This is a genomic window from Frankia sp. R43 (assembly GCF_001306465.1).
Taxonomy (GTDB): domain Bacteria; phylum Actinomycetota; class Actinomycetes; order Frankiales; family Frankiaceae; genus Parafrankia; species Parafrankia irregularis.
In genome coordinates, this window is the sequence record NZ_LFCW01000004.1 from 74,460 (window position 1) to 99,856 (window position 25,397).

The 25,397-nt window shown below is 70.8% G+C and carries 22 protein-coding genes; 11 read left to right on the forward strand and 11 right to left on the reverse strand.

Annotated features, from left to right (window positions below; translation table 11 throughout):
• Positions 1–192: 192 nt before the first annotated feature.
• Together ACG83_RS17835 and ACG83_RS17840 are read right to left on the reverse strand one after the other, a co-directional pair.
• The gene (locus ACG83_RS17835) at positions 193–855 is read right to left on the reverse strand and encodes a nitroreductase family protein (RefSeq protein WP_054567369.1); all 663 of its coding nucleotides are present in this window, start codon (positions 853–855) and stop codon (positions 193–195) included.
• A 103-nt stretch (positions 856–958) separates the two neighbouring features.
• Positions 959–1,822, reverse strand: a complete 864-nt coding sequence (locus ACG83_RS17840; RefSeq protein WP_054567370.1) for an alpha/beta fold hydrolase — start codon at positions 1,820–1,822, stop codon at positions 959–961.
• 25 nt (positions 1,823–1,847) lie between these two features.
• Between ACG83_RS17840 and ACG83_RS17845 the strand changes: the two genes are divergently transcribed.
• Entirely contained in the window at positions 1,848–3,023 is a 1,176-nt protein-coding gene (locus ACG83_RS17845; RefSeq protein WP_054567371.1) for an amidohydrolase family protein, read from the forward strand.
• 160 nt (positions 3,024–3,183) lie between these two features.
• A complete protein-coding gene (locus ACG83_RS17850; RefSeq protein WP_054567372.1) occupies positions 3,184–4,674 on the forward strand; it encodes a CoA-acylating methylmalonate-semialdehyde dehydrogenase in 1,491 nt (496 codons plus the stop codon).
• Between the two features lie 132 nt (positions 4,675–4,806).
• Here the strand turns inward: ACG83_RS17850 and ACG83_RS17855 are convergent, their stop codons facing one another.
• Positions 4,807–5,613, reverse strand: coding sequence for a CoA ester lyase (locus tag ACG83_RS17855; RefSeq protein ID WP_054567373.1), 807 nt, complete (start codon positions 5,611–5,613; stop codon positions 4,807–4,809).
• A gap of 50 nt (positions 5,614–5,663) precedes the next feature.
• A complete protein-coding gene (locus tag ACG83_RS17860; protein ID WP_006538464.1) occupies positions 5,664–6,158 on the reverse strand; it encodes a MaoC family dehydratase in 495 nt (164 codons plus the stop codon).
• A 406-nt stretch (positions 6,159–6,564) separates the two neighbouring features.
• Between ACG83_RS17860 and ACG83_RS17865 the strand changes: the two genes are divergently transcribed.
• Positions 6,565–7,194, forward strand: coding sequence for a cyclopropane-fatty-acyl-phospholipid synthase family protein (locus tag ACG83_RS17865; protein ID WP_054567374.1), 630 nt, complete (start codon positions 6,565–6,567; stop codon positions 7,192–7,194).
• 62 nt (positions 7,195–7,256) lie between these two features.
• Here ACG83_RS17865 and ACG83_RS17870 read toward each other — a convergent pair whose 3' ends face one another.
• Both ACG83_RS17870 and ACG83_RS17875 read right to left on the reverse strand, forming a co-directional pair.
• Entirely contained in the window at positions 7,257–8,402 is a 1,146-nt protein-coding gene (locus ACG83_RS17870; protein WP_054567375.1) for a thiolase family protein, read from the reverse strand.
• A gap of 1 nt (position 8,403) precedes the next feature.
• Positions 8,404–8,835: a Zn-ribbon domain-containing OB-fold protein gene (locus ACG83_RS17875; RefSeq protein WP_054567376.1), complete on the reverse strand. Its 432-nt coding sequence runs from the start codon at positions 8,833–8,835 to the stop codon at positions 8,404–8,406.
• Between the two features lie 931 nt (positions 8,836–9,766).
• Between ACG83_RS17875 and ACG83_RS17885 the strand changes: the two genes are divergently transcribed.
• The 6 genes from ACG83_RS17885 (at position 9,767) to ACG83_RS17905 (ending at position 15,231) form a co-directional block, all read left to right on the forward strand.
• A complete protein-coding gene (locus tag ACG83_RS17885) occupies positions 9,767–10,633 on the forward strand; it encodes an alpha/beta hydrolase (RefSeq protein WP_054567378.1) in 867 nt (288 codons plus the stop codon).
• Positions 10,630–10,800, forward strand: a complete 171-nt coding sequence (locus tag ACG83_RS46755; RefSeq protein WP_235497987.1) for a hypothetical protein — start codon at positions 10,630–10,632, stop codon at positions 10,798–10,800. The genes ACG83_RS17885 and ACG83_RS46755 overlap by 4 nt, the downstream gene beginning before the upstream one ends.
• Before the next feature lie 155 nt (positions 10,801–10,955).
• A complete protein-coding gene (locus ACG83_RS17890; RefSeq protein ID WP_054567379.1) occupies positions 10,956–11,525 on the forward strand; it encodes a heme-binding beta-barrel domain-containing protein in 570 nt (189 codons plus the stop codon).
• A gap of 293 nt (positions 11,526–11,818) precedes the next feature.
• On the forward strand, positions 11,819–12,310 hold the full coding sequence (locus ACG83_RS17895; RefSeq protein WP_054567380.1) for a carbonic anhydrase: 492 nt from the start codon (positions 11,819–11,821) through the stop codon (positions 12,308–12,310).
• Between the two features lie 608 nt (positions 12,311–12,918).
• Positions 12,919–14,550 (forward strand): GMC oxidoreductase, encoded by a 1,632-nt coding sequence (locus ACG83_RS17900; protein WP_054567869.1) that lies wholly within the window; start codon positions 12,919–12,921, stop codon positions 14,548–14,550.
• Positions 14,551–14,688: 138 nt separating this feature from the next.
• Positions 14,689–15,231 carry a DUF664 domain-containing protein gene (locus ACG83_RS17905; protein WP_054567381.1) on the forward strand — a complete coding sequence of 181 codons (543 nt, stop codon included), beginning with the start codon at positions 14,689–14,691 and terminating at the stop codon, positions 15,229–15,231.
• Positions 15,232–15,298: 67 nt separating this feature from the next.
• On the opposite strand, the gene ACG83_RS17910 is transcribed toward ACG83_RS17905, so the two are convergent.
• The 4 genes from ACG83_RS17910 to ACG83_RS17925 form a co-directional block, all read right to left on the reverse strand.
• Positions 15,299–16,663: a DUF2993 domain-containing protein gene (locus tag ACG83_RS17910; RefSeq protein ID WP_235497988.1), complete on the reverse strand. Its 1,365-nt coding sequence runs from the start codon at positions 16,661–16,663 to the stop codon at positions 15,299–15,301.
• Between the two features lie 218 nt (positions 16,664–16,881).
• On the reverse strand, positions 16,882–17,553 hold the full coding sequence (locus ACG83_RS17915; protein WP_054567383.1) for a TetR/AcrR family transcriptional regulator: 672 nt from the start codon (positions 17,551–17,553) through the stop codon (positions 16,882–16,884).
• A 108-nt stretch (positions 17,554–17,661) separates the two neighbouring features.
• Complete coding sequence (locus tag ACG83_RS17920) at positions 17,662–18,486, reverse strand: SAM-dependent methyltransferase (RefSeq protein ID WP_054567384.1); 825 nt, start codon at positions 18,484–18,486, stop codon at positions 17,662–17,664.
• Positions 18,487–18,631: 145 nt separating this feature from the next.
• The gene (locus tag ACG83_RS17925) at positions 18,632–19,795 is read right to left on the reverse strand and encodes a hypothetical protein (protein ID WP_063793123.1); all 1,164 of its coding nucleotides are present in this window, start codon (positions 19,793–19,795) and stop codon (positions 18,632–18,634) included.
• A gap of 265 nt (positions 19,796–20,060) precedes the next feature.
• Between ACG83_RS17925 and ACG83_RS17930 the strand changes: the two genes are divergently transcribed.
• Positions 20,061–20,915 (forward strand): ABC transporter permease, encoded by an 855-nt coding sequence (locus ACG83_RS17930; protein ID WP_083473337.1) that lies wholly within the window; start codon positions 20,061–20,063, stop codon positions 20,913–20,915.
• A 229-nt stretch (positions 20,916–21,144) separates the two neighbouring features.
• Positions 21,145–23,097: a hypothetical protein gene (locus ACG83_RS17935; RefSeq protein WP_054567386.1), complete on the forward strand. Its 1,953-nt coding sequence runs from the start codon at positions 21,145–21,147 to the stop codon at positions 23,095–23,097.
• Here the strand turns inward: ACG83_RS17935 and ACG83_RS17940 are convergent.
• Positions 23,094–25,109 (reverse strand): anthranilate synthase family protein, encoded by a 2,016-nt coding sequence (locus tag ACG83_RS17940; RefSeq protein ID WP_054567387.1) that lies wholly within the window; start codon positions 25,107–25,109, stop codon positions 23,094–23,096. The genes ACG83_RS17935 and ACG83_RS17940 overlap by 4 nt on opposite strands.
• Positions 25,110–25,397 lie beyond the last annotated feature (288 nt).

The window sequence follows — 25,397 nt, forward strand, 5'->3', positions numbered from 1 at the left end:
CTCCATGCTCGTCCACTGCGGCGTCTCCGCCACGAGGTCCGGACGCATGGTTCGTGCCGCGGCAGCAGGATCAGCCTTCGCATCCTGCGGTCCGCTCGGCCGCCCGGACAAGCCGGGGATGCCTGCGTGTCAGCAAAGACACATTTCGGTCACCGGCCGGGCCGGGCAGCGGGCGAGGCGTCGGGCCGGGTGTCAGCTCGGCAGGAACGGGTTGTCCCAGGTGTCGAGAGCCGTCACGGTGCCCACCGGGCGGCGCCGCACCGGACCGTGCTTGCCCTCCGGCCAGCCGGCCGCGACCAGCGACGCGATCCGCCAGTCGTCCGGCATCCCGATGACCGACCGAAGCTTGTCCTCCCCGAAGGTGAACCAGGTGCTCGGCACTGTGCCGAGCCCCTCGGCCCGGGCTGCGAGCAGGAAGTTCTGCATGGCGGGGAAGATGGAGCCGGCCTCGATGAACTCGGAGACGAACCCGGACAGGCGGTAGCAGAACAGCACGTAGACCGGCACCTGCTCGAAGTTGTCGACCAGGTGCAGCATGGTGCGGGTGAGCCGGGCCTGGCGTGACATGTCGTCGGGGGCCGGCGGCTCGGCCGACTGGCCGTAGATGGTGCGGACCCAGTCCCAGCCCTCGCGGAACGCCGGGCCCAGCACGGCCCGCGCCTCGGGCGACCGCAGGACCACGAACCGCCAGGCCTGCGCGTTCGAACCGGACGGAGCCCAGGTCGCCGCCTCCAGGCAGCGGGCGAGCACCTCGTCCGGCACCGGGTCGGGGCGGAACCGGCGCAGCGAGCGCGCGGTGCGCATGGCCTCGCGCAGGTCGATGGTGGGCGCGGTCCCGGGTTCGGAATCACTCATTCGGCTTTACTCCTTCGGCACCGCGCCCCTGGACGGACACGACGCGGCATGAGGGAAACGACAGCGGTGACGACGTGGCGCAACGACAGCGGGGCTGTGCCGGTCAGGCCAGGGCCTCGTCCGCCCAGGCGAGCAGGGGCGGGGCGAGCAGGGGCCAGCGGGCGAACAGGCCCTCCTTGCGCGCCTCGGGGGTGTGCCGGTCGTTCCACTCGGTGTCACCCCACGGCGGCTCGGCGAGCACGGCCCGCGGGAGCAGTTGCGCGATGTGCTCGGAGGTCTCGCGCCGGTGGTGCAGGTCGCTCTCGCCACTGCGGAACACCAGGGCCGGGATGTCCAGGCCGCGCGCGTCGTCGTCGGGCAGGCCCGGGACCAGCTCACCGTCGCGCGGGCTGTAGACCGCCATCCACCGCTCCATCGTCGCCAGGAACTCCCGGCGGTCCTGGTCGAGGATGCGCTGGCGGTTGGCCGGGTTGCGGGTGATGGGCTCCTCCCATTCCGGCAGGTCGGCCACGGCCTCCATCCCGTGGTGCCAGGCCGCGGTGAAGGAGCCCGCCGCGTAGTGCACGCCGATGCTCATCAGGCCGTACACGCCGCCACTGAGCCACCAGATCGCGAGCCCGGCGGCGATGTCACGGTGGCGCGCGGCGGTGAGCAGGGAGACCCGGGAGCCGCCCGAGCCACCCGCGATGACGGTCGGGCCGAGGCCGAGGTGACGGATCAGCCCGGCGAGGGCATCGGCCTGCATCTGCGACTCGGACTCGCCGTCGAAGCAGACGTCCGACTCGCCGGTGTTGGGACGATCCCAGACCAGTACCCGCCGACCGGTGGCGGCGATCTCCGCCGCGAGCTCACGGATTCCCGGATCGTCCTTGCTGTACCGACCACCCGGAGTAATCACCCAGGGCCGCCCGGCGGTGCCGATCAGGTCGTAGGAGATCGATAACCCGTCAACCGTTGCTAGTGCCATGGCTCACATATTAACATTGATGTCTATGTCAAGTTCCTTAAAAGAGAGTGGCCTGTTCATCGTCGACGCGGACTCCCACTGGTCCGAGCCGCCGGATCTGTTCACCAAGCGCGCGCCGGAGGCGTACCGCGACCGGGTTCCGCGGGTGGCCGATGTCGACGGCACTCCTATGTGGATCTTCGACGGCAAGCCGGTGAGCCGTTTCAGCGCCGCCGGTGTCATCGGGCGCGACGGCCGCAAGGAGGCCGCCGACATCGCCCTGCACCACTGGACGGTCGACCAGGTGCACGTCGGCGCCTACGACCCCCAGGTCCGCCTCGGGGTGCTCGACGAGTGCGGCATCGACGCCCAGATCATCTTCCCGAGCACCATCGGCCTGGGCGGCCAGGACCTCGGCGCCGCCAGCGACCCCGCGCTGACCAGGCTCTCCGTCGAGATCTACAACGACGCGATGGCCGAGATCCAGAGCGACTCGAACAACCGGCTGCTCCCGCTGCCGCTGATGCCCGCCTGGGACGTCGACCTGTGCGTGCGGGAGGCCAGGCGCGTGCACGCGCTCGGCGCCCGCGGGGTCAACATGACCTCCGACCCGCAGGACCTGGGCGCCCCGGACCTGGCCAACCGGGCCTGGGACCCCTTCTGGGAGGTCTGCACCGAGCTGCGGCTGCCGGTCCACTTCCACATCGGGGCCAGCGTCACGACGATGACGTTCTACGGCAAGTACCCGTGGGAGTCCCATGGCAGCAACACCAAGCTCGCCATCGGCGGCACACTGCTGTTCATCGGGAACGCCAGGGTGGTCACCAATCTCATTCTCTCCGGTATCTTCGACCGGCATCCGGGACTGAAGACGGTGTCGGTGGAAAGCGGCGTCGGCTGGATCCCCTTCATTCTCGAGGCCCTTGACTACGAGATGGCCGAGAACGCGCCGGAAGAGCTCGCCGCGATGGGCAAGGCACCCTCCGAGTACTTCCGCAGCAACATCTACGCCACCTTCTGGTTCGAGAAGAACCGGAACAAGCTACCGGCCCTCATCGAGGCCGTCGGCGAGGACAACATTCTTTTCGAGACCGACTTCCCGCATCCGACCTGCCTCTACCCGAACCCGCTGGAGACCGTCGGGCCCAAGCTGGCGACGCTCGCTCCCGAGACCCGGGCGAAGATCCTCGGGGAGAATGCACGCAAGCTGTACCGGCTCTGACCTTGCACCAGCTCTGACCTTGCACCAGCCCTGACCTTGCACCAGCTCTGACGTTTCGCCGCCGCGGTGGCCCGCTCCTCCCGTTCCCGGCCACCGCGGCATCCCCTGTCCGCCACCGCAGCAGGCCCGGCGCCTGGCTGCGAGTCAGGAGTACGCCCGCGTGAAGACGATCGGCCACTGGATCAACGGCACCGCCGCAGCCCCCTCGGACCCGAGCCGCCTCGGCCCGGTGTTCGACCCGGCCCGCGGGGTGCAGACCGCCGAGGTCACTCTCGCGTCACCGGCGGATGTCGACACCGCGGTCCGTGCGGCGGTGGAGGCGGCGCGCACCTGGGGCGCCTCCTCGCTCTCCCAGCGGGCGACGCTGCTGTTCCGGCTGCGTGAGCTGCTCGACGGCAGCCGGGACGAGCTCGCCGCGGCCATCGCGGCCGAGCACGGCAAGGTCCACTCCGACGCGCTCGGCGAGGTCGCCCGAGGCATCGAATGCGTCGAGTTCGCCTGCGGCATCCCGCACCTTCTCAAGGGCGCGCACAGCTCGGAGGTCTCCCGCGGGGTGGACGTCCACACCGAGCTGCACCCGGTCGGGGTGGTCGCGGGGATCACCCCGTTCAACTTCCCGGTCATGGTGCCGCTGTGGATGCTCTCGAACGCGATCGCCTGCGGCAACACCTTTGTTCTCAAGCCGTCGGAGAAGGACCCGTCGGCGTCGCTGCTGCTGGCCGATCTCGTCACCCGGGCCGGCTTCCCCCCCGGCGTCTTCAACGTGCTCCAGGGTGACGCGGAGGCGGTCCGCGGCCTGCTGGCCCACCCGGACGTCGACGCGATCTCCTTCGTCGGCAGCACACCGGTCGCCCGCAGCATCTACGAGACCGGCACCGCGGCGGGCAAGCGGGTGCAGGCTCTGGGCGGGGCGAAGAACCACATGGTCGTGCTGCCCGACGCCGACCTCGACGCGGCCGCCAACGCCGCCATCTCGGCCGGCTACGGGTCGGCGGGTGAGCGTTGCATGGCGATCTCGGTCGTCGTCGCCGTCGGCGACATCGGTGACAGGCTCGTCGAGGCGATCGCGGCCCGCATTCCGGACGTCGTCGTCGGTCCGGCTACGGACGAGTCCTCGCAGATGGGCCCGCTGATCAGTGCGGAGCACCGTGACCGGGTCCGCTCGTACGTGCAGCGGGCGACCGACGAGGGTGCCCGTGTCGTCGTCGACGGCGAGACCGCCGGCCGCCCGGACGGATATTTCGTCGGATGCTCGCTGGTCGACGGGGTGAAGCCGGGAATGCGGGTCTACGACGACGAGATCTTCGGCCCCGTTCTCAGCGTCGTGCGGGTGGACACCTACGACGACGCCATCGCCCTGATCAATGACAACCAGTACGGCAACGGCGTCGCGCTGTTCACCCGCGACGGCGGCGCCGCCCGCCGGTTCACCCGGCAGGTCGACGTCGGGATGATCGGCATCAACGTGCCGATCCCCGTCCCGGTGGCCTGGCATTCCTTCGGCGGCTGGAAGGCCTCCATCTTCGGCGACGCGCCGATCTACGGCCCCGAGGGAGTCCGCTTCTACACCCGCCCGAAGGTCGTCACCTCACGGTGGCCCGAGGCCGCCGCCGCCAGCACCGTCGACCTGGTCTTCCCCGCCAACCGCTGACAACCGCCGGCCCCACCTGCCGCACGCCCGCCGGAAACCGGTCGGCCGGCCGATCAGAGTCGATCGGCCGGCCGGCTCCCCCGCGCCTGCCGGCTCGTGTTCCCGGCTCCCGCGTTCCCTGCTCCCGCTTTCCTACCGCGGCGCGCGGCGCAGGATCTGGCGGGCCTGCGCGACCAGCGGCGCGTCGATCATCTGGCCGTCGAGCAGGAACACCGCGCTGTCGGTGCTGCCCGCCACGACCTTCTCCGCCCAGGCGACCTCGTCCGCGGATGGGCGGAACGCCTCACGCACCACCGCCGCCTGCGACGGATGAATGCAGGCCTTCGCCACGAAACCGGACGCGACCGCCTCGTCGGCCTCCGCCCGCAGCCCCACTGCGTCGGCGGTGTCGAGGAAGACCGTGTCGATCGCGGGCACACCGGCCACCGCGGCGTTGAGCAGCACCGTGGACTTGGCGTACCGCGCGACGTCGCGGTATCTCCCGTCGGCCAGCCGGCTCCCGCTGCCGCCGATCGAGGCCATCAGGTCCTCGGCGCCCCACATCACGCCCGCCAGGTTCGACGCCTGCACGATCTCCGGGGAGGCCAGCACCCCGCGGGCCGTCTCGCACAGCGCGACCACCTGGTACGGCGCCGCTTCCTCGACCTGGCGGGCGCTCTCCGCCTTGGCCAGCATGATCACGCGATACTCGGTCCGCCCGAGGGCGCGGAGGTCCTCGTCGTAGTCGGCGGTGGTGCGCGGGTTGACCCGCACGATCACCCGCGACGGATCCACCGGGTGCTCGACGAGCGCCTCACGGGCCAGCGGCCGGCGCGCCGCGGAAACCGCGTCCTCAAGGTCGAGGATCACCGTCTCGGCTGCGGCCAGCGCCTTCTGGTACCTGTCCGGCCGATCGGCGGGGCAGAACAGCAGGGATGCGCCCAGGGTCCACTCGGTCACGCTTTCTCCAACCTCGACAAGAACCGGCGAGAACTCATGCCCACCGGGATTCAGCCCGCCGCATCCGAATCGGCCTCGCCGGCCGGAACCCGCAACATCAGCGCGGTGCGCTCGGCGAGCGCCACCAGCTCACCCTTCTGGTTCAGGGCCCGGTGCTGGAAGACGACGATTCCGTTCGTCGGCCGTGACCGGGAATCCCGCTTCGACAGCACCTCGGTCTCCGCGTAGAGCGTGTCCCCGGCGAAGACGGGGGCCGGAAAACGGATTTCACCGAACCCCAGATTCGCGACGGTGGTGCCCTGGGTGAGCTGCGCGACGCTGAGCCCGACCAGGATGGAAAGGGTCATCATGCTGTTGACGAGACGCTCGCCGAACTCCGTCGACGCGCTGGCGGCGGCGTCCAGATGCAGGCTCTGCGGGTTCATCGTCAGCGTGGAGAAAAGGGTGTTGTCCGCCTCACCGACCGTGCGGCCCGGACTGTGGGCGTAGACGACGCCGGTCTGCAGTTCCTCGAAATATAGCCCTCGCTGCTGAATTCGCTTCACATCTCCACCCGAATGTATCCGCAGTTTTCCCAGCCGCACAACATCCTGTACTGTACGGAGGAGGCAAGACGACTGTCAACGTTTACACCGACCCGTCGACACGCGACCCGGCCCGACTCATATCAGTTTTTCCGGTGCCGGTCGAGCCGACCACCCTTCACGGTGGCCAATATCGCTTTTCGATGTCGGTCGTGATGTCAGCCCGTATTCGAATTCCCGATCGGTCCGGAGCCTGCCTGCGCCGGGTGGCCCGGCTCGCCCACACGTGCCGGGCCAGGCGGCCCGCCAAGACCCGCCGGGCCCGCGTTCGACCGGTTCGGCGGCGGTACCGGACAGGGCGAAGGACCGGCCCTGCTCGGGAAACAGGTCGCGGCCGGCGGGACCGCACCGAAACCGACAATGACTCGTGGCACGGACGGATGACTGCGGTGCGTTCTGGGAGAACCGCTACCGCGAGACGGAACGGATGTGGACGGGCGCTCCGAACGAGCTGCTGGTCCGCGAGATCAGTTCCGTCGGACCGACCACGGCGCTCGACCTGGGCTGCGGCGAGGGCGGCGACGCGGTCTGGCTGGCCGCGCGCGGCTGGCAGGTCACCGCGGTCGACATCGCGCCCACCGCGCTGGAGCGGGTGCGGGATGCCGCGCGGGCCACCGGCGTCGCCGAACGCGTGACGCCGATGTGCCGGGACCTGGCCTGCGGGCCGCCGCCCGGTGAGTTCGGGCTCGTCGTCGCGATGTTCCTGCACTCACCGGTCGGCATGCCGCGCGGCGAGGTGCTCCGCGCCGCGGCGCAGCGTGTCGCCGCAGGCGGCACGCTCCTCGTGGTGGGTCATTCCGGTGCCCCGTCGTGGCAGCCTCGGACCAGCCCGCACACCCGCCTCACGACCCCCGACGACGTGCTCGCCGAGCTCGGCACGACGGTGCGGGGGTGGTCGGTGGACCTGCGGGAGATGTACGAGGCACCGATGTCCCGCCCGAACGGGCAGGTGGGTTTTCGGGTCGAGAACGCGCTGCGGCTGGGCCGCCCGGTCTGAGACCGGGCGGCCGCGCCCGTTCGCCAGGAGGCGGATCAGGCGGTTCGAGCGGTTCTGGCGCGTCAGGTGGTCACGATCGACACACCGGCCGTTCCCGGCGCGCCGTAGAGCTGGGCGTAGCCCACCCGGGGGTTGCCGGGGACCTGCCGCTCGCCGGCCTGGCCTCGCAGCTGCAGGACCAGCTCGTGGATCTGGCGCAGACCGGAGGCACCGACCGGCTCGCCGTTCGCGATCAGACCACCGTCGGTGTTGACCGGCAGCCGACCGCCGATCTCGGTCGCGCCCTCGGCGAGGAGCTTCTCCTGCTCACCGTCGGCGCAGAAGCCGTTCTCCGCCATGTGGATGATCTCGGCGCCGGAATCGGTGTCCTGGACCTGGATGACGTCCACATCGCCCGGGGCGATCCCGGCCGCCTCGTAGGCCGCACGGGAGGCGTAGACCGTCGGCGCCTCGGCGGGCTCGACCGCGGCCCAGGAGCTGTGCACCTCGTGGGCCCCGTAGGTACGGGTACGCAGCACGCTCGCCCGCAGGTAGATCGGGCTCGACGTGTACCGGCGCGCGATGTCGGCCCGGCAGAGCACGACCGCGGCCGCCCCTTCGTCCGGGCTGCAGAACATGTACTTGGTGAGCGGGTAGTTCAGCATCGCGGAGGAGAGGATCTCCTTCTCCGAGATCGCCTTGCGGCGGAACGCGTTGGGGTTCAGCACACCGTTGCGGTAGTTCTTCGCCGCCACCCGCGCCAGCGTCTGGTGCGAGATCCCGTGGTCGTGCATGTAGCGGTTGATCTTCATGCCGAAGAACTTCGTGGTGAGGAAATGGCCGATATCCCCGTACCACGGCGGAGCGCTGTAGTGCACCGGGTCCGCGGTGAAGGCGCCGAACGCGTGCTTGTCCATGCCGACGGCCACGCCGATGTCGTACTTGCCGAAACGGATGGCGTCGGCGGTGAGATCCAGTGCGGTCGCGGCGGTGGCGCAGCCGTTGTAGACGTCCATGAAGGGGATGCCGGTCAGCCCGAGCAGGCCGACGACCGCGTCGGGGTTGTCCACCTCGCAGCTGCCACCGAAGGCGAACTGCACCTGCTTCCACTCCACGCCCGCGTCGGCCAGCGCGGACCGGATGGCCTCGGCCCCCATCTGGATAGCGGACTTGTCACCGAAACGCCCGAAGGGGTGGATGCCCACCCCGATGATCGCGACGTCCTCCATCTCAGTTTCCTTCCTCTGCCGGCGCGAACGCGTAGGACATCACCTGGGTGCCGTCGGAGTCGGTACGGAACGGGTAGATCACCAGCTCCAGCTTCATTCCGAAGCGGATCTGCTTGGGATCACTCACGGTCAGGCGGCCCTCGACGCGCACGTCGTCGCCGAGCTGCACCAGACCCATCCCGAACGGCTTGAAGGTCTGCGGGGTCTCACCGCTGGCGTAGGGCTCCTTCGGCAGGAAGTCCTGCGTCGTCCACGTCCACAGGGTTCCTTCCCGCGGCAGCAGGAGCTGCTCCATCTCCAGCTTTCCGCACCGCGGGCAGGAATCCTGGGCGGGAAAGGTCACCGCCGCGCAGCTCGCGCACCGCGCGCCGATGAGCTGTGGTTTCTCCGCGGGCCAGGTGAAGACGTCCGGAGCAAAGGGAACTTGGGCCATCAGAACACTCCTAGCATCTCGACCAGCCCGTAACGTCGTCACCGGCTTTGCCCAGGTGAATGAATGAGCCTTTTCCGCCGTCGACGCGAACCCGCGTCGCTCCTGACCGTGCGCCCTGAGCTGGAAAAGGCCGGTGGGAGCGGAACCGCACCGCGCCGGAACGCGGCCGCCGGCGAAAGCGCACCGCCGACTCCCCTGCCAGGCACCCGGCCGCCCCTGCCCGCCTGGTGGTTGCGGCCGGCGCAGCACGGCCGGTGCGGGGACGGCATGCAACGGATTCCAACCCTCCGCGTGGTCAGCTTCGTTTCGCCGGACGACGGCGATCAGCAGCCGGCGAATGCCGGCCGCCTTCGGGTAGGAGGAGCATATGCGCATCCGACCCGCACCCGCACGATAAGGATCTCCGCCGCGGGCGACCGCAATCCAGGCCGGACCAGGGCGGATGCCCCTGGTACGCCACCGTGGTCCGGGCCGGCCCCGCACAGGCCCGGCAGCATCGTGACCATGCCGACATGCCAGGCCACGCCAACCCGATTCTGTGCTTTCCGCCTACCGAGAACGCTCCTCTCGGCCTGACGACCACGAGGCGCCGGCGGCGGCGCAGACGGCTCCCGCCAGCCCCGGCGCCACCCCAGACTTTCCACCGCCAAGGCCGGTCGCAACCCGCTGACCTGCGGGAATCCGTAGATGCGGTGGAAAATTCCTGATAGATTCGCAGATGCGGACCAAACCGTGGTGCCGTGGGAGAAGGAACGGCGGTCGCCGACACCGCTGCGGTCCCTGACCGGCCCGCCGGCCCGTCGCAGACCGGCCCGCCGGCCCGTCTCTCCCTCAGGTTTCGTCCGGAGCTGTGGAGTATGCGCGCCGTTCTCATCCCACCCGCGCACACGGGTGCCACCAGCACGACCGAACCGGCCGACGTGGCCCACCCGTGAACCGCGCGACCACGCAGCGCACATGGGAGAACGACCGGGTCCTGCTCGACCAGGCCTATTCGCCCGGCCTGTACGTACCCGACCTGGCCTACCACCTCGACGAGTACGCGGCACGATCGGCGCTCGCCCGGCGGACCCTGCGCTGGGAGGAGATCTCCTACGGCCCGTCCTACGCCGAGGCCCTCCATTTCTTTCCCGCGGTGGCCGGCTCGACGTCGGCGGCCAGGTCGAGCGCGGGCCACGCCCCGCGCGCGCCGTACTCGGCTCACCCCGGCACCCCACTGCTGATCTTCATTCATGGCGGCTACTGGCGGGATCCGAGCCGCTGGGAGTCATCCTTCGCCGCCGCGGAGTTCGTGCGCGCGGGCGCGGCCTTCGCGGCGCTCGGCTACGGCCCGGCGCCGGAGTTCCGGCTGGACGACATCGTGGCCCAGGTACGTCGGGGCGTCCTGTGGCTCTATCGGCACGCGGCCGAGCTCGGCGTCGACCCCGGCCAGATCTTTCTCGCCGGCGCCTCAGCCGGGGCGCAGCTGGCGGCCATGTGCCTGGTGGACGACTGGCTGCCGATCACGTTGCGGGTGCGCGACGTCATCCGGGGGGTCTGCCTGGTCAGTGGCGTCTACGAGCTGGAAACACTGCGGCACTCCTACCTCGGGGAGGCGTTCGGCCTCACCGCGGCCGAGGCCGCCCGCAACAGCCCGCTGCGCCACGTGTTCCGGGCCGCGAACCGTGCGCACCGGGCACACCAGCCCGGGGCGGGGCTTCCCCCGCTCGTGCTCGCCAGCGGGGACCGCGAGACCGTGCCTTCGCCGCCCAGCACGAATGGTACGAGGCCGCACTGCGCCAGGCGGGCGCGCACGTGACATCGCTGGTGGCCGCGGCGCGTCACCACTTCGACCTGCCACTCGGCCTGGGAGACCCGGCCACGTCCCTGGGCCGGGCGACGCTGGCGCAGCTGGGAGTGGGGCCGGGACCGGATCTCGGGCTGGGGCCGAACCAGCGGTCGGCGGGTGTCTCACACCGGCGGTGACCCATGACCCGGCCGCATGACCAAAGTCGCTGAGCACTGCTGCTTGTGACCCACAGAGAGTGATTCCGCCGATTCGCCACGTATCTTCGGGCGAAATAGCGAAATATCCGCTTCGTTCAGGTTGCGGGCGGTTCCGGTCCAAGGAGGGCTCGGCGGTGGCGGAGAAGATTGGTCCGGAGTTCGGTCCGTTGGCGGCTCTGGCCGGCGAATGGGAGGGCGACCAGGGCGTGGACGTCGCCTTCGGCAACGCCGAAGGCAAAATGATCACAACGCCGTTCCGGGAGAAGATGACGTTCAAGCCGTTCGGCCCGGTGAACAACGGCGCCCAGCAGCTCTACGGGCTGGACTACCACATGATCGCGTGGCCACTCGGCAAGGACAAGGCGTTCCACACCGAGATCGGCTACTGGCTGTGGGACTCCGTGCTCGGCCACGTCATGCGCTGCTTCATGGTGCCCCGAGGCCAGGCACTCATCGCCGCCGGCACCGTGGCGCCCGACGCGACCAGCTTCACGCTGCGTTCCGACCTCGGGTCCACCACCTACGGGATCCTCTCCAACCCCTACCTGGCCCGCGCGGCGAACACCACCGCCTACGAGGTGACCGTCACGGTCCGTCCGGACGGGTGCCTGGAGTACGAGGAGACCACGACGATCGACCACGCGCGGGTCGCCGACCCGGTCGCCCACACCGACCGCAACGTGCTGCGGAAGCTGTCCGCATAGGCCTGGGTATCTGACAACGGCGGCACCCGGGCCGACCGGGGCCGTGCCTTCTGAGCGTGGCCGGGAACTCACGACGGTTCCCCGCGCTCACCACGGCCCCGTCTCCCAGGTGCCCCGCGCGACGTCCCTCGCCCACACCCATCGGCCGGGAGCGTCCCGGCCGGTATCCCGCTGATCCACGACGGACCCTCGCGACGCCACAGCCTGCTCCCGGCACTGACGACGTAGGCTGAGTGCGTTTCCGACCTAACCGGTCGGGTATTCGTGGATTATGTCGTCAGGGGATACCGCTCATGAGCGCAACAGATGACCTGCTGGCCAACGCCGCCGTCTACGCCCGCGACTTCGACAAGGGCGACCTGCCACTGCCCCCGGCCCTCGGTGTCGCCGTCGTGGCCTGCATGGACGCCCGGCTGAACGTCTACGGCCTGCTCGGGCTGAGCGAGGGTCAGGCCCATGTCATCCGCAACGCCGGCGGCGCGGTGACCGACGACGAGATCCGCTCGCTGGCGATCAGCCAGCGCCTGCTCGGAACCCGCGAGATCATCCTTATCCACCACACCGACTGCGGGATGCTGACCTTCACCGACGACGGCTTCAAGGCCCAGGTCGCCGCCGACACCGGCATCCGCCCGCCGTGGGCGGCCGAGGCCTTCACCGACCTCGACCAGGACGTCCGCCAGTCGATCGCCCGGATCCGGGCCAGCCCGTTCATCCCGCACACCGACGCGGTCCGCGGTTTCGTCTACTCGGTCGAGAAGGGCACCCTCACCGAGGTCAGCTGACCTCGCCTCGAGACACCCTGACCGCAGCGAGGCATCCTGACGGCAGTACGCCGGGCGCCCGGCGCGGCACATCCGGCGCCCGGCACTGGTACGGGAGCCCGGCGCGACGCATCCGAACCCCGCGTATCTCCACGCCGCGCGGTCAGCCGCGCCAGGCCGCGCCCGCCGCCGCGGTACCGCTTCCGGCCCGCCGCCGGCTTCCTGCGCTGGGAATTCATGCGGACAGCGACAATAGCGCCGCCTTTACCAGCCGCACAAAGCGACACCTTTACCGAGCGCACAAACCCCACGAAAAGCCGCACATCTGTTGACAGATCGCCGGATTCTCACGAAGCTTGGTGACGCACCGAAGCCGAAGCCGAAACGGCCACCGCGTCCACCGGCATCCCGAGCCGTCGATCCCAGGCGTCGGTCCTGGATTTCCCGCCACCACCTCCCGCCCCCTCGGCGCGCTTTCCCTCCGTGCCGATTCATTTCCCGGCGTCCCGCGCCACGACCCTTCGCCGCGGATTTTCTCGTCACGCCGCCACGATGCCCGGTGGCACGCGTGCCCGTTTTGGAGAGGCGCTCGACCGAGCGCCGGACTTCCCGTGGAAACGGAGCCCAACATGGCCGAGCAGACAGTCGACACCCCGCTGGCCACCGGCGGTCTCAGCCGAAGGAGGTTATTCGGCACGGCCGCGGTCGGGGCCGCCGTCGCCGGCGGCATCGTCGGTGCCGGCGCGTCGCCGGCGCGGGCCGCGACCACGGCGGCGACCGTGCCCACCACCGTCACGCGGGAGCGTGCGGTGGTCGTCGGCAGCGGCTTCGGCGGCGGGGTCACCGCGCTGCGGCTGGCCCAGGCCGGTGTGTCGACCCTGGTGCTGGAGCGTGGGATCCGGTGGCCCACCGGCCCGAACGCCACCACGTTCTGTCGCTTCTCGAATATTGATAACCGGTCGTCCTGGCTGACCGACCACGCCACCATCGGTGGCGTCGTGAAGACCTGGGACCCGTATGTCGGTGTCATCGAGAGCGTGGCCGGCAACGGGATGACGATCAACTGCGGCGCCGCCTACGGCGGCGGCTCGCTGATGTACCACGGGATGACCCTGCAGCCCACGAAACAGTATTTCGCGAAATCCATGCCAGTGGCGGCCGGCCTGTATGACGAGCTCAATCTGTGGGCATATCCGCTGGTTGCCCGCATGTTGGGAATCTCGACCATTCCCAATGACATCCTGAACACCGACCCCTACAAGTCGTCCCGCCTCTTCCGCGATGTCGCGCCGCAGGCGGGGCTGGATCCGGTGGCGGTTCCGCTGCCCATCGACTGGAGCTATGTACGCGGTGAGCTGGACGGCCGTTACACGCCCACCTACACCACCAGCGACATCGCGTTCGGCGTCAACAACGGCGGCAAGCGTTCGATCGACGTCACCTATCTCGCCGCGGCCGAGGCCACCGGCCGGGTGCGGGTGGCGACGCTGCACGTCGTCCGGGACATCGCACTGGACGCGAACAAGCGCTGGGTGCTGTCGGTCGACCGCATCGACACCGGCGGAGTCGTCCAAGAACGCAAGACCATCGTCGCCGACGCGGTCTTCCTCAACGCCGGCTCCGCCGGCACGACCCGCCTGCTCGTGAAGTCGAAGGCGAAGGGCCTGGTGCCGGGCCTGCCCGACGCCATCGGCACCCAGTGGGGCAACAACGGCGACCGCATCTACGCCTGGATCGGCATGAACGGGGACCCGGGCACCATCCAGGGCGGGCCGGCCTGCGTCGGCGGTCGCGACCCGAACGCGACGATCCCCTACACGATCATTCATGCGGGCTCGCCCGCGCCGACGGGCGGGAACAAGGTGCTGACCATGGTCGGTCTGGGCATCGTGGACGCCGCGGGAACCTGGGCCTACGACGCGGCCAAGGACGACGCCGTCCTGACCTGGCCGTCCACCGGCGACGCCGCGCTGCAGGCGCTGATCGCCGCGAAGATGCAGCAGATCGCGCAGGTCGGCGGCGGCATCATGATGGACACCAACGCCCAGGTCCAGTCGACCTGGCATGCCCTGGGCGGCGTTCCGATGGGCTCGGCGGTCGACCTGACCGGCCGGGTGCTCGGCCAGCGCGGTCTCTACGTGCTGGACGGCGCACGCATCCCGGGCTCGACCGGTGCCTGCAACCCGTCGATGACCATCGCCGCCCTCGCCGAGCACAGCATGGCGAAGATCATTCTTCAGGACGTCGGCCGCGTCTTCTGAGGCCTTCCTCTTCCCTTCCCGGCTGCCCCGGGCCGTGACCCATCACCGCCGTCCGCGCCCGGCGGCCGGCGCGGGATGGTGGCGCGGCCCGGCACCGGGCATGGTTGCCCTGGGAGCCGATGCGACCAGGAGGTCCTCATGGCCAACGTCTCCGGTGCCGGCGCCGGGCTGCTCACCGACGCGTTCGGGCGGATCCGCGAGGTCGTGCACGAGGTCGTCGACGGGCTGAGCGTGGACGAGCTGAACAACCGCCCGGATGGCCGCGCGAACTCCATCAGCTGGCTCGTCTGGCACCTGAGCCGGGTCCAGGACGACCATGTGGCGGACGTCGCGAAGTATGACCAGGTGTGGTTCTCGGGCGGCTGGGAGCAGCGGTTCGGGCTCCCGGCGACGGCCGGCCCGGCGAACCGATACCGGTCGATCGGGTACGGGCACAGCTCCGCCGACGTCGACACCGTCCGCGTCACCGATCCCGCCCTGCTCGTCGGCTACCACGACGCCGTCCACGAGCAGACCGTGCGCTACCTGGCCGGGCTCGCCGACGCCGACCTCGACCGGGTCGTCGACACCTCCTGGGATCCGCCGGTCACCCTCGCGGTGCGCCTGGTCAGCGTCGTGTCGGACGACCTGCAGCACGCCGGTCAGGCGGCGTTCGTCCGCGGGCTCGTCCACCCAGGCTGATCACCGCCGGGCCGCCGCCGGCCCGCCGCCGAGCCTCGGCCGGACCGTCGGTTGGCCGCGGTACCGCCTACGGGCACTGGCGGGGCTCGGGCTTCTCCGCCGCGGGCATCACGACGTCGTATGCCCGCGCGGTCAGGGACAGCCCGTCCGGGCCGCTGGAGGCCTCGACGATGTTCAGGTCGAGCGGCAGCTGGCCCACCGGGATCGGCAGCGCCGGCAGCAGCGAGCCACCCGGAATCGGGATGGAGAGGTTGATCGCACCGCGCAGCGCGACCTCGCTGGGTACCAGCGTCAGGACGTTGTTGCGGACCTCGAAGGTCGTCACCCCGCCGACCTCCTGAGCCCCGAGCAGCGGGATGTCGACGCGCCCGGAGATCTCGATCCGCCGACCGCCGTCGACCGGGTTGACCTGGATCTCACCGGGCAGCCCGGCCAGGTAGGTGTTCAGGTCGGCGTAGTCCAGCCGCACCGTCGCCCGGATGTCGTCGACGGGGACCTCGCCGACGTTCCCCGAGATCATGTCCCCGAGCGGCACGTGGATGCCGTTGAGCCTGGCCTGCACCCAGGAGATCCGCGGCCCCGGCGTGGGGATCCCCTCGATGGTCACGCCGATGTCCTTGAACGTGCCGGACAGGATCTGGGTGAGGAACGGGAAGCCGCCGATGGTGACATCACGCACCGTGGGCGCCGGCACGCCACAGTCCAGGCCCTCCAGCACCGCGACCTTGATCTGCTTGGCCATCTGGCCCTCGGCCACCGCGACCGCGGCGCGGTCACCCGCGATGAGCAGGACCAGAACCACCAGCAGCGCCACCACGGCGCGCACCCCACGGCGGCGACGCCTCGGCGCCGGTGCCCCCTGGACACCGACGGCCTGGGGACCGTCCGGAGGCATCCCGGCACCCGCAGGCGGCCCGCCGGCCTCCGCGGGCGGTGCTCCCCAGCCGGCTGACGGTGCTCCCCAGCCGGCGGGAGGGCTCTCACCACCCGGGTACGGTGCCTGCGCGACCGCGGCCGGAGCCCATCCGCCGGGATGGGGGGCCCCCTCGTCGGGCGGCCGTGACCAGACGCTTTCCTCCGGGTGCTGCCACCCGCCATACCCGGGCCCGGGCCCGCTGACATCCGCGGACTCGTCCAACCGCCAGGTCGGCGTGGCTGCCGCCTGGCGGGTGGGCGGAATCTCCCCCACCGTCGGCACCCCGAGCTCCGCCGGATCCACCTGGTACCCCGGTTGAGCGGAATCCGCCTCGCGGCCGTAGTGCCCGGCATCGGAGCGCCCGGCGTCGGAGCGCCCGGCGTCGGTGTTCCCGGCATCGGCTGGTGTCAGCGGAGCCTGCGGCTGGGCGCGACGCGGAAGACGCATCGTCGGATGGTCGGTGTCGGCATCGGTGGATGGCGGCGCCGACGCCGCCGCCGGGCTCGACGGATCCACGGGCTGCTCCCCGTCACCGCCGTGATCCACCGGAAGGTCTCCCGTCCTGTTCCAGTCCCCGAGACCTGGCCGCCGCCCGCGTTGCTCTGGGCACTGAGCCTACTGCGCTGCCGGCCCGATCCAGCCACCTCGACACCGCACGAGTTGACAGCATCCCGACTCCTTCGGGACCGGGCCGGCGACCTCCCCTGCCACCGGCGTGCCCCGGACCAGGCGCGTCAGAGCAGGGCTGGCCAGGACAGCCCGGCCGGGCTGGTGCGCCGCAGTGCTTCGACGGTCTGCGCGGAGACCGGTGCGGTCACAAAGCCGGCGACGCCGTCCAGCAGGTCCATCACATGCACTTCGAAGGGAAGCAGCGGCCGGTCGCTCGCCCGGGCGCGCTGCCGCTCGGCGGTCGCGTCGATGATGAGCGCCATCGCCTGTGAGATCCGGTGTGCGCGCATGTGCTCGGAAAGGAACGGCAGGTGGGCTCCCACCTGTTCCTGAAAAGCCCGTGTCGATGCCCGCATCGACGGTGACATGCAGTCGAAGACGTCACGCCGACCGTACTGCTTCAGCATTGCGACGAAAGTCAGGTAGTAGCTGTCCACCTCCTCGCTGTGCTCCATGAGGGTGCGGACCTGGCATTCCAGCAGGGAACGGAGGTCGTGTGACGCCCGGGTTGCGACGAGATCCGCCCGGCGCTCGTGCAGCCGGGGCAGCCGGTATTCGAAGATCGCCCGAATCAGCCGGTCCTTGGAGCCGAAGTGGTACTGCACGGCGGAGTTGTTTCCGTTGCCCGCCGCGGCGCCGATCTGCCGCAGCGAGATCCCGTCAATACCGTGAAGTGCGAACAGCCGCTCGGCGGAGAGGACGATCTGCTTCTTGCTCGACGTGGTGACCACCGGCATGGGCGGATGAAAGCATCAGCCGGCGCTCCCGGTCAAGCGACCCAACAGCTGATGACAGTGCGGCCTGCCCAGGTGACACCGCCGCCTGGACAGGCCACCGCGATACCTTCAGGGCTTCCTGCCGACACCGCAGGATTCCAGTGGCGCAAACGGCCCGTCCGGCTCCGGGTTGTTACGCCAGTATGGCGGCGAGACGATTCCCGGCGCGATGAGCTCAAGCCCGTCGAAGAAACGGGTGATCTGATCGACGGTCCGGTAGTGATATCCGTTCCCGACCGTGGTGACCTCGTTGAGGTCGTCCATACTGAGGTCTTTCTTGGTCGCCGGTACCGGTGCCGGGTCCGAGGTCCGGTCGTCGGAGCCGTCCTCCAGCACGAGGAAGCTTCCCGACGGCAGCTCGCCGAGCAGGTGGCGCACGATGGAGTAGGCCTCGTCGAGGTCCGCGATCAGGCCCATGATCGACATGAGCATCAGACCGACCGGCTGGGAGAAGTCCAGCGTCTGGCGGGCGAACGCGAGGATGCGCGCGGGGTCGCGCGCATCGGACTCCAGGTAGGTGGTGACGCCCTCGGGCGTCCCGGCCAACAGCGCCCGGGCGTGAATGAGCACCATCGGATCGTTGTCGACGTAGACGACCCGCGACTGCGGCGCTATCCGCTGCGCGACCTGGTGCGTGTTGTTCTCGACCGGCAGTCCGGTGCCGACGTCCAGGAACTGCCGCACCCCCTGCTCGGCCGCGAGGTAGGTGATCGCGCGGGCCAGAAACGCCCGTGACGCCCGCGCCACGTCCAGGATCTGGGGGAAGACGGCGATGGTCCGATCGCCGTGCTCCCGGTCGACGGGAAAGTTGTCCTTGCCCCCCAGGTAGTAGTTCCACACCCGGGCCGAATGCGGGCGGCTGGTGTCGAAGGTCGGGGGCGGATAGTCGGTCATGCGGTGTGGGCTCCCGTTCCGGACCAGGCCGGGCCGGGCGGTTCCTGACGGCACCGCCCGGCCCGGACCATGGTGGCTTCCGGCTCCATGCCGGCCTGGTTACGTGAGCCGGCCTGGGTTACGTGAGCCGGCTGTGGCGGGCCGGCTAGTTGAGCGAGATGCCGGTGTCGATGAACTCGTCGGTGACGACGTCGGCCGGCTTCAGCCCGGCCGCCGGCGGGGTCCCGGCCTCGGCGAGTCCGGGGGTCAGCCTCGTGATCAGCTGCTGGACCCGCGCGGTGTCGAAGGTGCCGTACACGCCGTCCGCACCGTTCCTGACGAGCCCGAGCTCACGCTGCTTGGTGTTGCCATCCGAGAGCAGACCGCTGGACAGCTCGTACCCGGCGGTGTCCAGCCGGGACGTGACCTCGATCATCAGGTCGTTCGCCGGCTTCGGGTCGGCCAGGTAGTCGACCATCGCCCGCTGGAACAGGGGCACGAGCTTGGACAGGCACTCCCGGTTCTCCGCCAGCTTGTCCTTGCGGATGCCCAGCACGTTGGCATAGGCGGGATACTCGTCGCCGACCATCAGATATTTCACCGGCTTCGCCCACTCGGCGACGTCGTGCTCCAGCCGGTACGGCTCGTCGGTGACGAAGCCGACCTGGACGAGCTTGCCGTCCTCGGCGACGAACCGCCGCAGGTCACCGTCGTAGGAGTTGTCGATCTGGGAGCGCTGGAACAGCCCTTCCCCGACGAGCGCGTTGAGATACGCCTCGTCCCCGACCAGCACCGTCCGGCCGGACCTGCCGATGTCGGCGAGCGTGCGGAAGTCCGACGACTGGTCGCCCCAGAAGAACATCAGCGGCGTCTTGGCGTACGGCGCCAGCACCCCGACGGACGGGTGCTCGGCGGAGTTGCGGATCACCTCGTCCAGGTCGAGGTAGCCCAGCAGGATGTCGTCGTCCTTCTCGAACAGCGCGGAGGTCGAGTCGAAGGACACCGCCGGCCCACCGGAACGGATCTCGAGGTTGACCCCGGTCGCGCCGAGCGGCCCGGACACCCGGAACCTGCCCTCGTCGATCTTCGGGTTGGCCCCGAGCAGCTGGTAGGTCGCCCCGTAGTCGACCTCCGGCCACCAGCTGGTCTGGACGACCACGGTGTCGGGGCAGATCCCCTTCAGCGGCGTGTTGTAGCTCGCCGACGCGGCGGTCCCGGCACCGGCGGATGCGGACGGTTCGGTCTCGGACGCGGAGTCCCCACACGCGGCCAGGCCCACGGCCAGGCCCACGGAGCAGACCCAGGCCGCCACCGAACGAAGTCTCGTCACGTGCTCTGCTCTCCTCGGTTCAGGAAGGACGGGCAGAAGGGAGGCACGGTCAGGCCCGGCCCGGGGACCGGCGAACCGCCAGCGTGAGCGCCCCGCCCGCATTCCGTGACCTCCACTTCCGGGCCAGCCTCCCACGCCCCACCAGACCTCCAGCAACCAGGTGTCTCCATCGCATTGCGTACCGAAGCCGACGGAGACTCACCGCAACCATCCGAAGCGGACCGAAATGGCGGATACCGACCGACCGCCGAGATAGGGTTCCGGCGTGCCAGACGGCCACCTCCCCCTACCGCCCGCGGCCACGCCCCCGACCGGTACCCCACGCCTGCTCGGGCTCGCGGCGAGAACCGCGCGGACGGTCCTGCCGCCGCTCGCCGTACTCGGCGTGGTGCTGGCCATCTGGTACGTGGTCTCCTACTGCTTTCTGACCCCGCGGCGCCGTTTCCTGCTCCCGCCGCCCCACGAGATCGTCGCGGAGGGCTTTCTCGACCGCCGGGCCGCGGGCGAGATCCTCACCGCGCTGGGCGGCACCGCCCAGGTCGCCCTCGCCGGCCTCGCGATCGCCGCGGCGATCGGTGTCGGCGCGGCGATCCTGATGGCCCAGGCACGCTGGATCGAGAACTCGTTCTACCCCTGGGCGATCCTGCTGCAGACCATCCCCGTGCTGGCGATCGTGCCCCTGATCGGATTCTGGCTCGGCTACGGCTTCTGGTCACGCACGGTCGTCTGCGTCGTCATCGCCATGTTCCCGATGATCACGAACACTCTGCTGGGCATCCAGTCGGTCGACGCCGGCCACCACGACCTGTTCACCCTGCGCCGGGTCGGCCGGTGGCGCCGGCTGATCCATCTGGAGCTGCCCAGCGCGCTGCCCGCGATCTTCGCGGGCCTGCGCATCTCGGCCGGCCTGGCCGTGATCGGCGCGATCGTCGGGGACTTCTTCTTCCGCCGGGGCGACGTCGGCATCGGCGCGCTCATCGACAACTACACCCGCGACCTCTCCTCTGGCCGGCTGTTCGCCGCGATCATCGCCGCCGCGTTCCTCGGCCTGGTGGTGTTCTGGATCTTCGGCCTGGCCGCCCGCCTCGCCGTCGGCTCCTGGCACGAGTCCGCGCGCTGACCCAGGCCTCCGACTGTCAGCAACGCGATACGACGACCTTGCCGGAGGCGGCGAGAGATCATCCGGTGTGGGCGTGATGTCGCTAGCCTGATGCGGAGCGGCGCTGGACGCGTGGACGGAAGCGGCGCCCGGCCGGCGCGGGGGGTCTGCGGTGCGGGGTCTGCGGGGGAACACTGTGCGGCAGGGAAACACTGTGTGGCGGGGAAGCACTGTGTGGCGGGGAAGCACTGTGCGCGCCGGTACGGTCACGCTCGCCGCACTGCTCGCCGTGCTGACCCTCCTCGGTGTGCTGGGTACCAGCCCCGGCGCGGCGGTCGTCCGCGTCACCGACAGCGGCGCCTGGCTGTGGAGCGCGGCAGAAGGCTGGGTCACCCACGTGAACGGCCCCTCCGGCGCCCCCGACTTCAACGTCGAGCTCGCGGCGGCCCGCGGGCATCCCGTCGAGCTGGCGCAGGACGGCGTGTCGGTCCTGGTCACCGATCTGCGGACCGGAGTCGTCAGCCGCATCGACCCGGCGACGATGGACCTCGCCTCCCGGCGCTTCGGGTCGGCGGGGGCCGACGGCTCCACCGGTGCGGTGCGGGTGGTGGCCCGCGACGACCTCGCCTTCGTGATCGAGACCGACAGTGGCCTGGTGACCCGGATCGACCCACGAACCCTCGACATCATCGGCGAGCAGATCTCCGTCGGAGCGCGCGTCACCGGGGCCGGCATCGACGCGAACGGTGTGCTCTGGGTGGTGGTCGCCGAACGCGGCGAGGCCGTTGCGATCAGGGATGGCCAGCGGCTGGCCACGGTGCCGGTCGCCGCGCCGCGTTCCACGTTGGGCCTGACCATCGCCGGCGGGCGGCCTGTGGTCATCGACGCGACCTCACCCGCGCTGGTGCCGGTCACCGCCACCGGTGCCCGCCCGGCGGTCAGCCTCCCGGCACCGGCGGGCGGCAACCGCCGTCTGCTGGTGGCCCCGACGATCGAGGGACGTGTCGTTCCGGTCCTGGTGGAGGGCACCGGCACCGTGCTGCTCGTCGATCTGGACGCGCACGACGGCGACGGGTCGACGCAGCAGGTGCAGCTGGCCGGGCAGCGACCGTCGCCGGACCTCGGCGCCCCGGTCATCGAGGCCGGCCGGTTGTACGTGCCGGACAACGGCACCGGCCGCGTTCTCGTCTACGACCGGTCAGCGGGACGATTCGAAGCTCCGATCCAGCTCGCCGGCGGCGCGGGCATGGTGACGTTGTTCGTCCGCAACGGCACCGTGTGGGCGAACAACACCGATGGGACCAGCGCCGTCGCGGTCGACCCGGACGGCCGCCGCCGCAATGTCGACAAGTACGCCCCGGACGCGACGGTGCCCGTGACGAACGCCAGCGCAAGCATCCCCCCGCCCCCAGTCGTCGTGCCGTCAGCGCCCCGGCGGCAGGCTCCGCCGTCACAACGCCCGAGCCGTTCCGCCGGGCCGACCGGGCCGACCGGGCCCGATCCTGCCCCGCCCCAGCGCGGCCCCGGCCCGAACCCGCCACCCGACACGGGAAACAGGCCGCCGGACACTCCCAGGACATCGGCCACCTCGCTGTCGCCGCGCCCCTCGGTGACCACGACGACAGGTCCAACGATCTCGCCGCGGCCGGGCCAGCCGTCCGTCACCGCGCGGTCCGCGGCCGGTGCCGTCATCTTCACCGTGGCCGCCGGAGCCGGCGGGCCCGCCACCACCTTCACGGTGACCACGAGCCTCGGCGCAAGCACCACCCTCGGCGGCCCGGGTGACCTGACCGTGCCCGCGACCGACTGTCAGACCGTCCAGGCCACCGCGACCGCGACCGGCCCGGGCGGCACCTCCGCCGCGTCCGCCCCGGCCCAGGCCATCGGCTGCGTGCCGCCCGGCCCGGTGCGGAACGTCCGCGCCACCGTTGTCGAGGAAATCATCGAAGGCGGGGGGTATCGATACACGACCCGGATCACGTGGCAGCCGCCCGCGGAGGACGGCGGCGCGCCCGTCGACTACATCGTCACGGTGACCGGCTCCGATATCGAGACGTCCACTTCGACGACAAGCGTGACGACCTTCGAGATCTCCACCGTGACCGGCGGTGTCAGTGTGTGCCAAGGATGCGACAGGATGGTCTGGATTCAGGCAAGGAACGCTGCCGGTACGAGTGCGAGGGAAGGCATCCATGCCGCCTAGCGCCGTACCTGGGCCCGCGCCGGCAGCAGCCCACCGAGTACGGAGCCCAGCAGCTCGAAGCCGTCCTCGCTGAGCACCGACTCGGGATGGAACTGCAGGCCGGCGAACCCCGGCCCGCGCAGCGCGTGGACCGCGGCGCCGGGGCCGGCGGGATGCTCCTCGGTGTCCCGGTCGAGGTCGACGGTGCCGTACGGGGTGGCCAGCTGGCTGTGCGCGGCGACGGCGGTGAACGTCGAGTAGAAGCCGACCCGGCGTCGCTGCCCGAAGACGTCGATCTCGCGGGTCAGCCCCTGGCAGGTCTGCTCCCACCGGCGCAGGCGCAGCCCGAGCACGTCGGCGAGGATCTGGTGTCCCAGGCAGACGGCGAGCAGCGGCTGGCGGCGGTCCAGCGCCGCGGTGACGAGGGAACGCAGCGTCGTCATGCGCCGGTCGTCGCGCACGGTCGGATCACCGGGGCCGGGGCCCGCGACCAGCAGGTCGAAGCCCTCGGTGTCCCCGACCTCGTCCCAGCCGCGCACCGTCACCGCCAGGCCGAGGCCGCGCAGCTGGTGCGCGAGCATGCCGCTGAACGCGTCCTCGCCGTCGGCGATCAGCGCCGATCGGCCGTCGAGCGCGGACCGGGTACGCGCGCCGGTGCCGCGGTCACGCAGCCAGAAGCGGGCCAGCCGCTCGGTGCGGGCCGCGAGCGCGGTCACGATCAGCGGATCGTCCGCGAGCGACGGCGCCGCGAACGACCGTGCCGCGGGCGACGGTGCCGCGGGCGACAACGCTGCCGGCGACGGCGGCACCGCGGAACCGGGCGGCCCCGAGCGCCGTGGCCGGAGCTGGGGCTGGGGCTGGGGGCGTACGCCGAGGGCCGCGAGTATTCCGGCTGCCTTGGTGTGGGTCTCCGCGGTCTCGCCGGCGGGAGTGGAGTGACGGACCAGGGTGGCGCCGACCGGCACCCGCAGTTCACCGGTGGGTGAGATCTCCGCGGTGCGGATCAGGATCGGCGCGTCGAGGGTCTGGCAGCCGGCGTCGTCCCGGCCGAACAGGGCCAGCACGCCCGCGTAGTACCTGCGGCCGCGCCGCTCGTGCCGGGCGATCACCCGGGCCGCGTTCTCCAGCGGACTGCCGGTGACCGTCGGCGCGAACATCGTCTCCCGCAGGACGTCGCGCACGTCGAGGTGGCCCCGGCCGACCAGCAGGTACTCGGTGTGGACGAGGTTCGCCATCTCCTTCAGATACGGCCCCAGCACCTGACCGCCCGCCTCGGCGACCCGGGCCATCATCTTCAGCTCCTCGTCGAGGACCATGTGCAGCTCGTCGATCTCCTTGCGGTCGGCCAGGAAGCTCAGCAGCGTGTCCCGGTCGGGGCCGGTGGCGGGCAGCCGGTGGGTTCCGGAGATCGGGTTCATCATGACGAGTCCGTCCGACACGCTGACGTGGCGTTCGGGGGTGGCCCCGACCAGCACCCGGGTTCCGGTGTGGACGACGAACGTCCAGTAGGTGCCCCGTTCGCCGACGAGCAGCCGGTGCAGCACCGCGAGCGCCGCGGTCAGCGGCGGGCCGGCGATGGAGGCGGTGTAGGTGCGGTGGATGACGAAGTTCGAGCCCTCGCCCTGGCCGATCTCGTCGCGCAGCACCGCAGCGACCGTGCGCGCGTACTCGTCGTCGTCGATGTCGAAGCCGCCGCCCGCGCAGACGACGTCCCGCTCGGGCAGGCCGCTCAGGGCGTGCAGGGCGACCGGCAGGGCGACCTTTTCGGAGCCGCCGATGCGCAGGCATTCCAGCGGGGTGCCGTCGTCGACGCAGGTGAAGCCCCGTTCGGCGAGCTGCCGGTAGGGGACCAGGGCCAGTACCTGCGGCCCGGCCGGGCCCGGTGGCAGGTCGATGTCGGCGAGGTGGGTGACGGTCTCGACCGTTCCGGTGAGCACGTCGAGGTGGTCGGCACCCTCGCGGCGGATCAACGCGAACGGGCCGGGATCGCGGCCGGTGGCGAGTGCCGCGAGCAGATCGTGGAGCAGGGGCATCGTCGTGTCCTCGGTGGCCGGGGGCCGCCGCGACCAGGCAGCCCGCCCGCGATGAGGAGACGACGGCGGCCGCCGGAGCGGCGGCCGCGTGAAGGGAGCTACGCGCGAAGAAGGTGGGCCGCCACCGGGGCGGGCCACCACAGGTTCGTCATCGAGCGCACGCGCCTACTATAGGCGACCGCGACGGCGCCGCGGCGGACACCCCTCCGGCGCCGCCCGACGGCACTGCCGGGCGGCGCCACAGGCCGGGCCGGCCCACGCCGGACCGCGGCCGACGGCACCGACGGC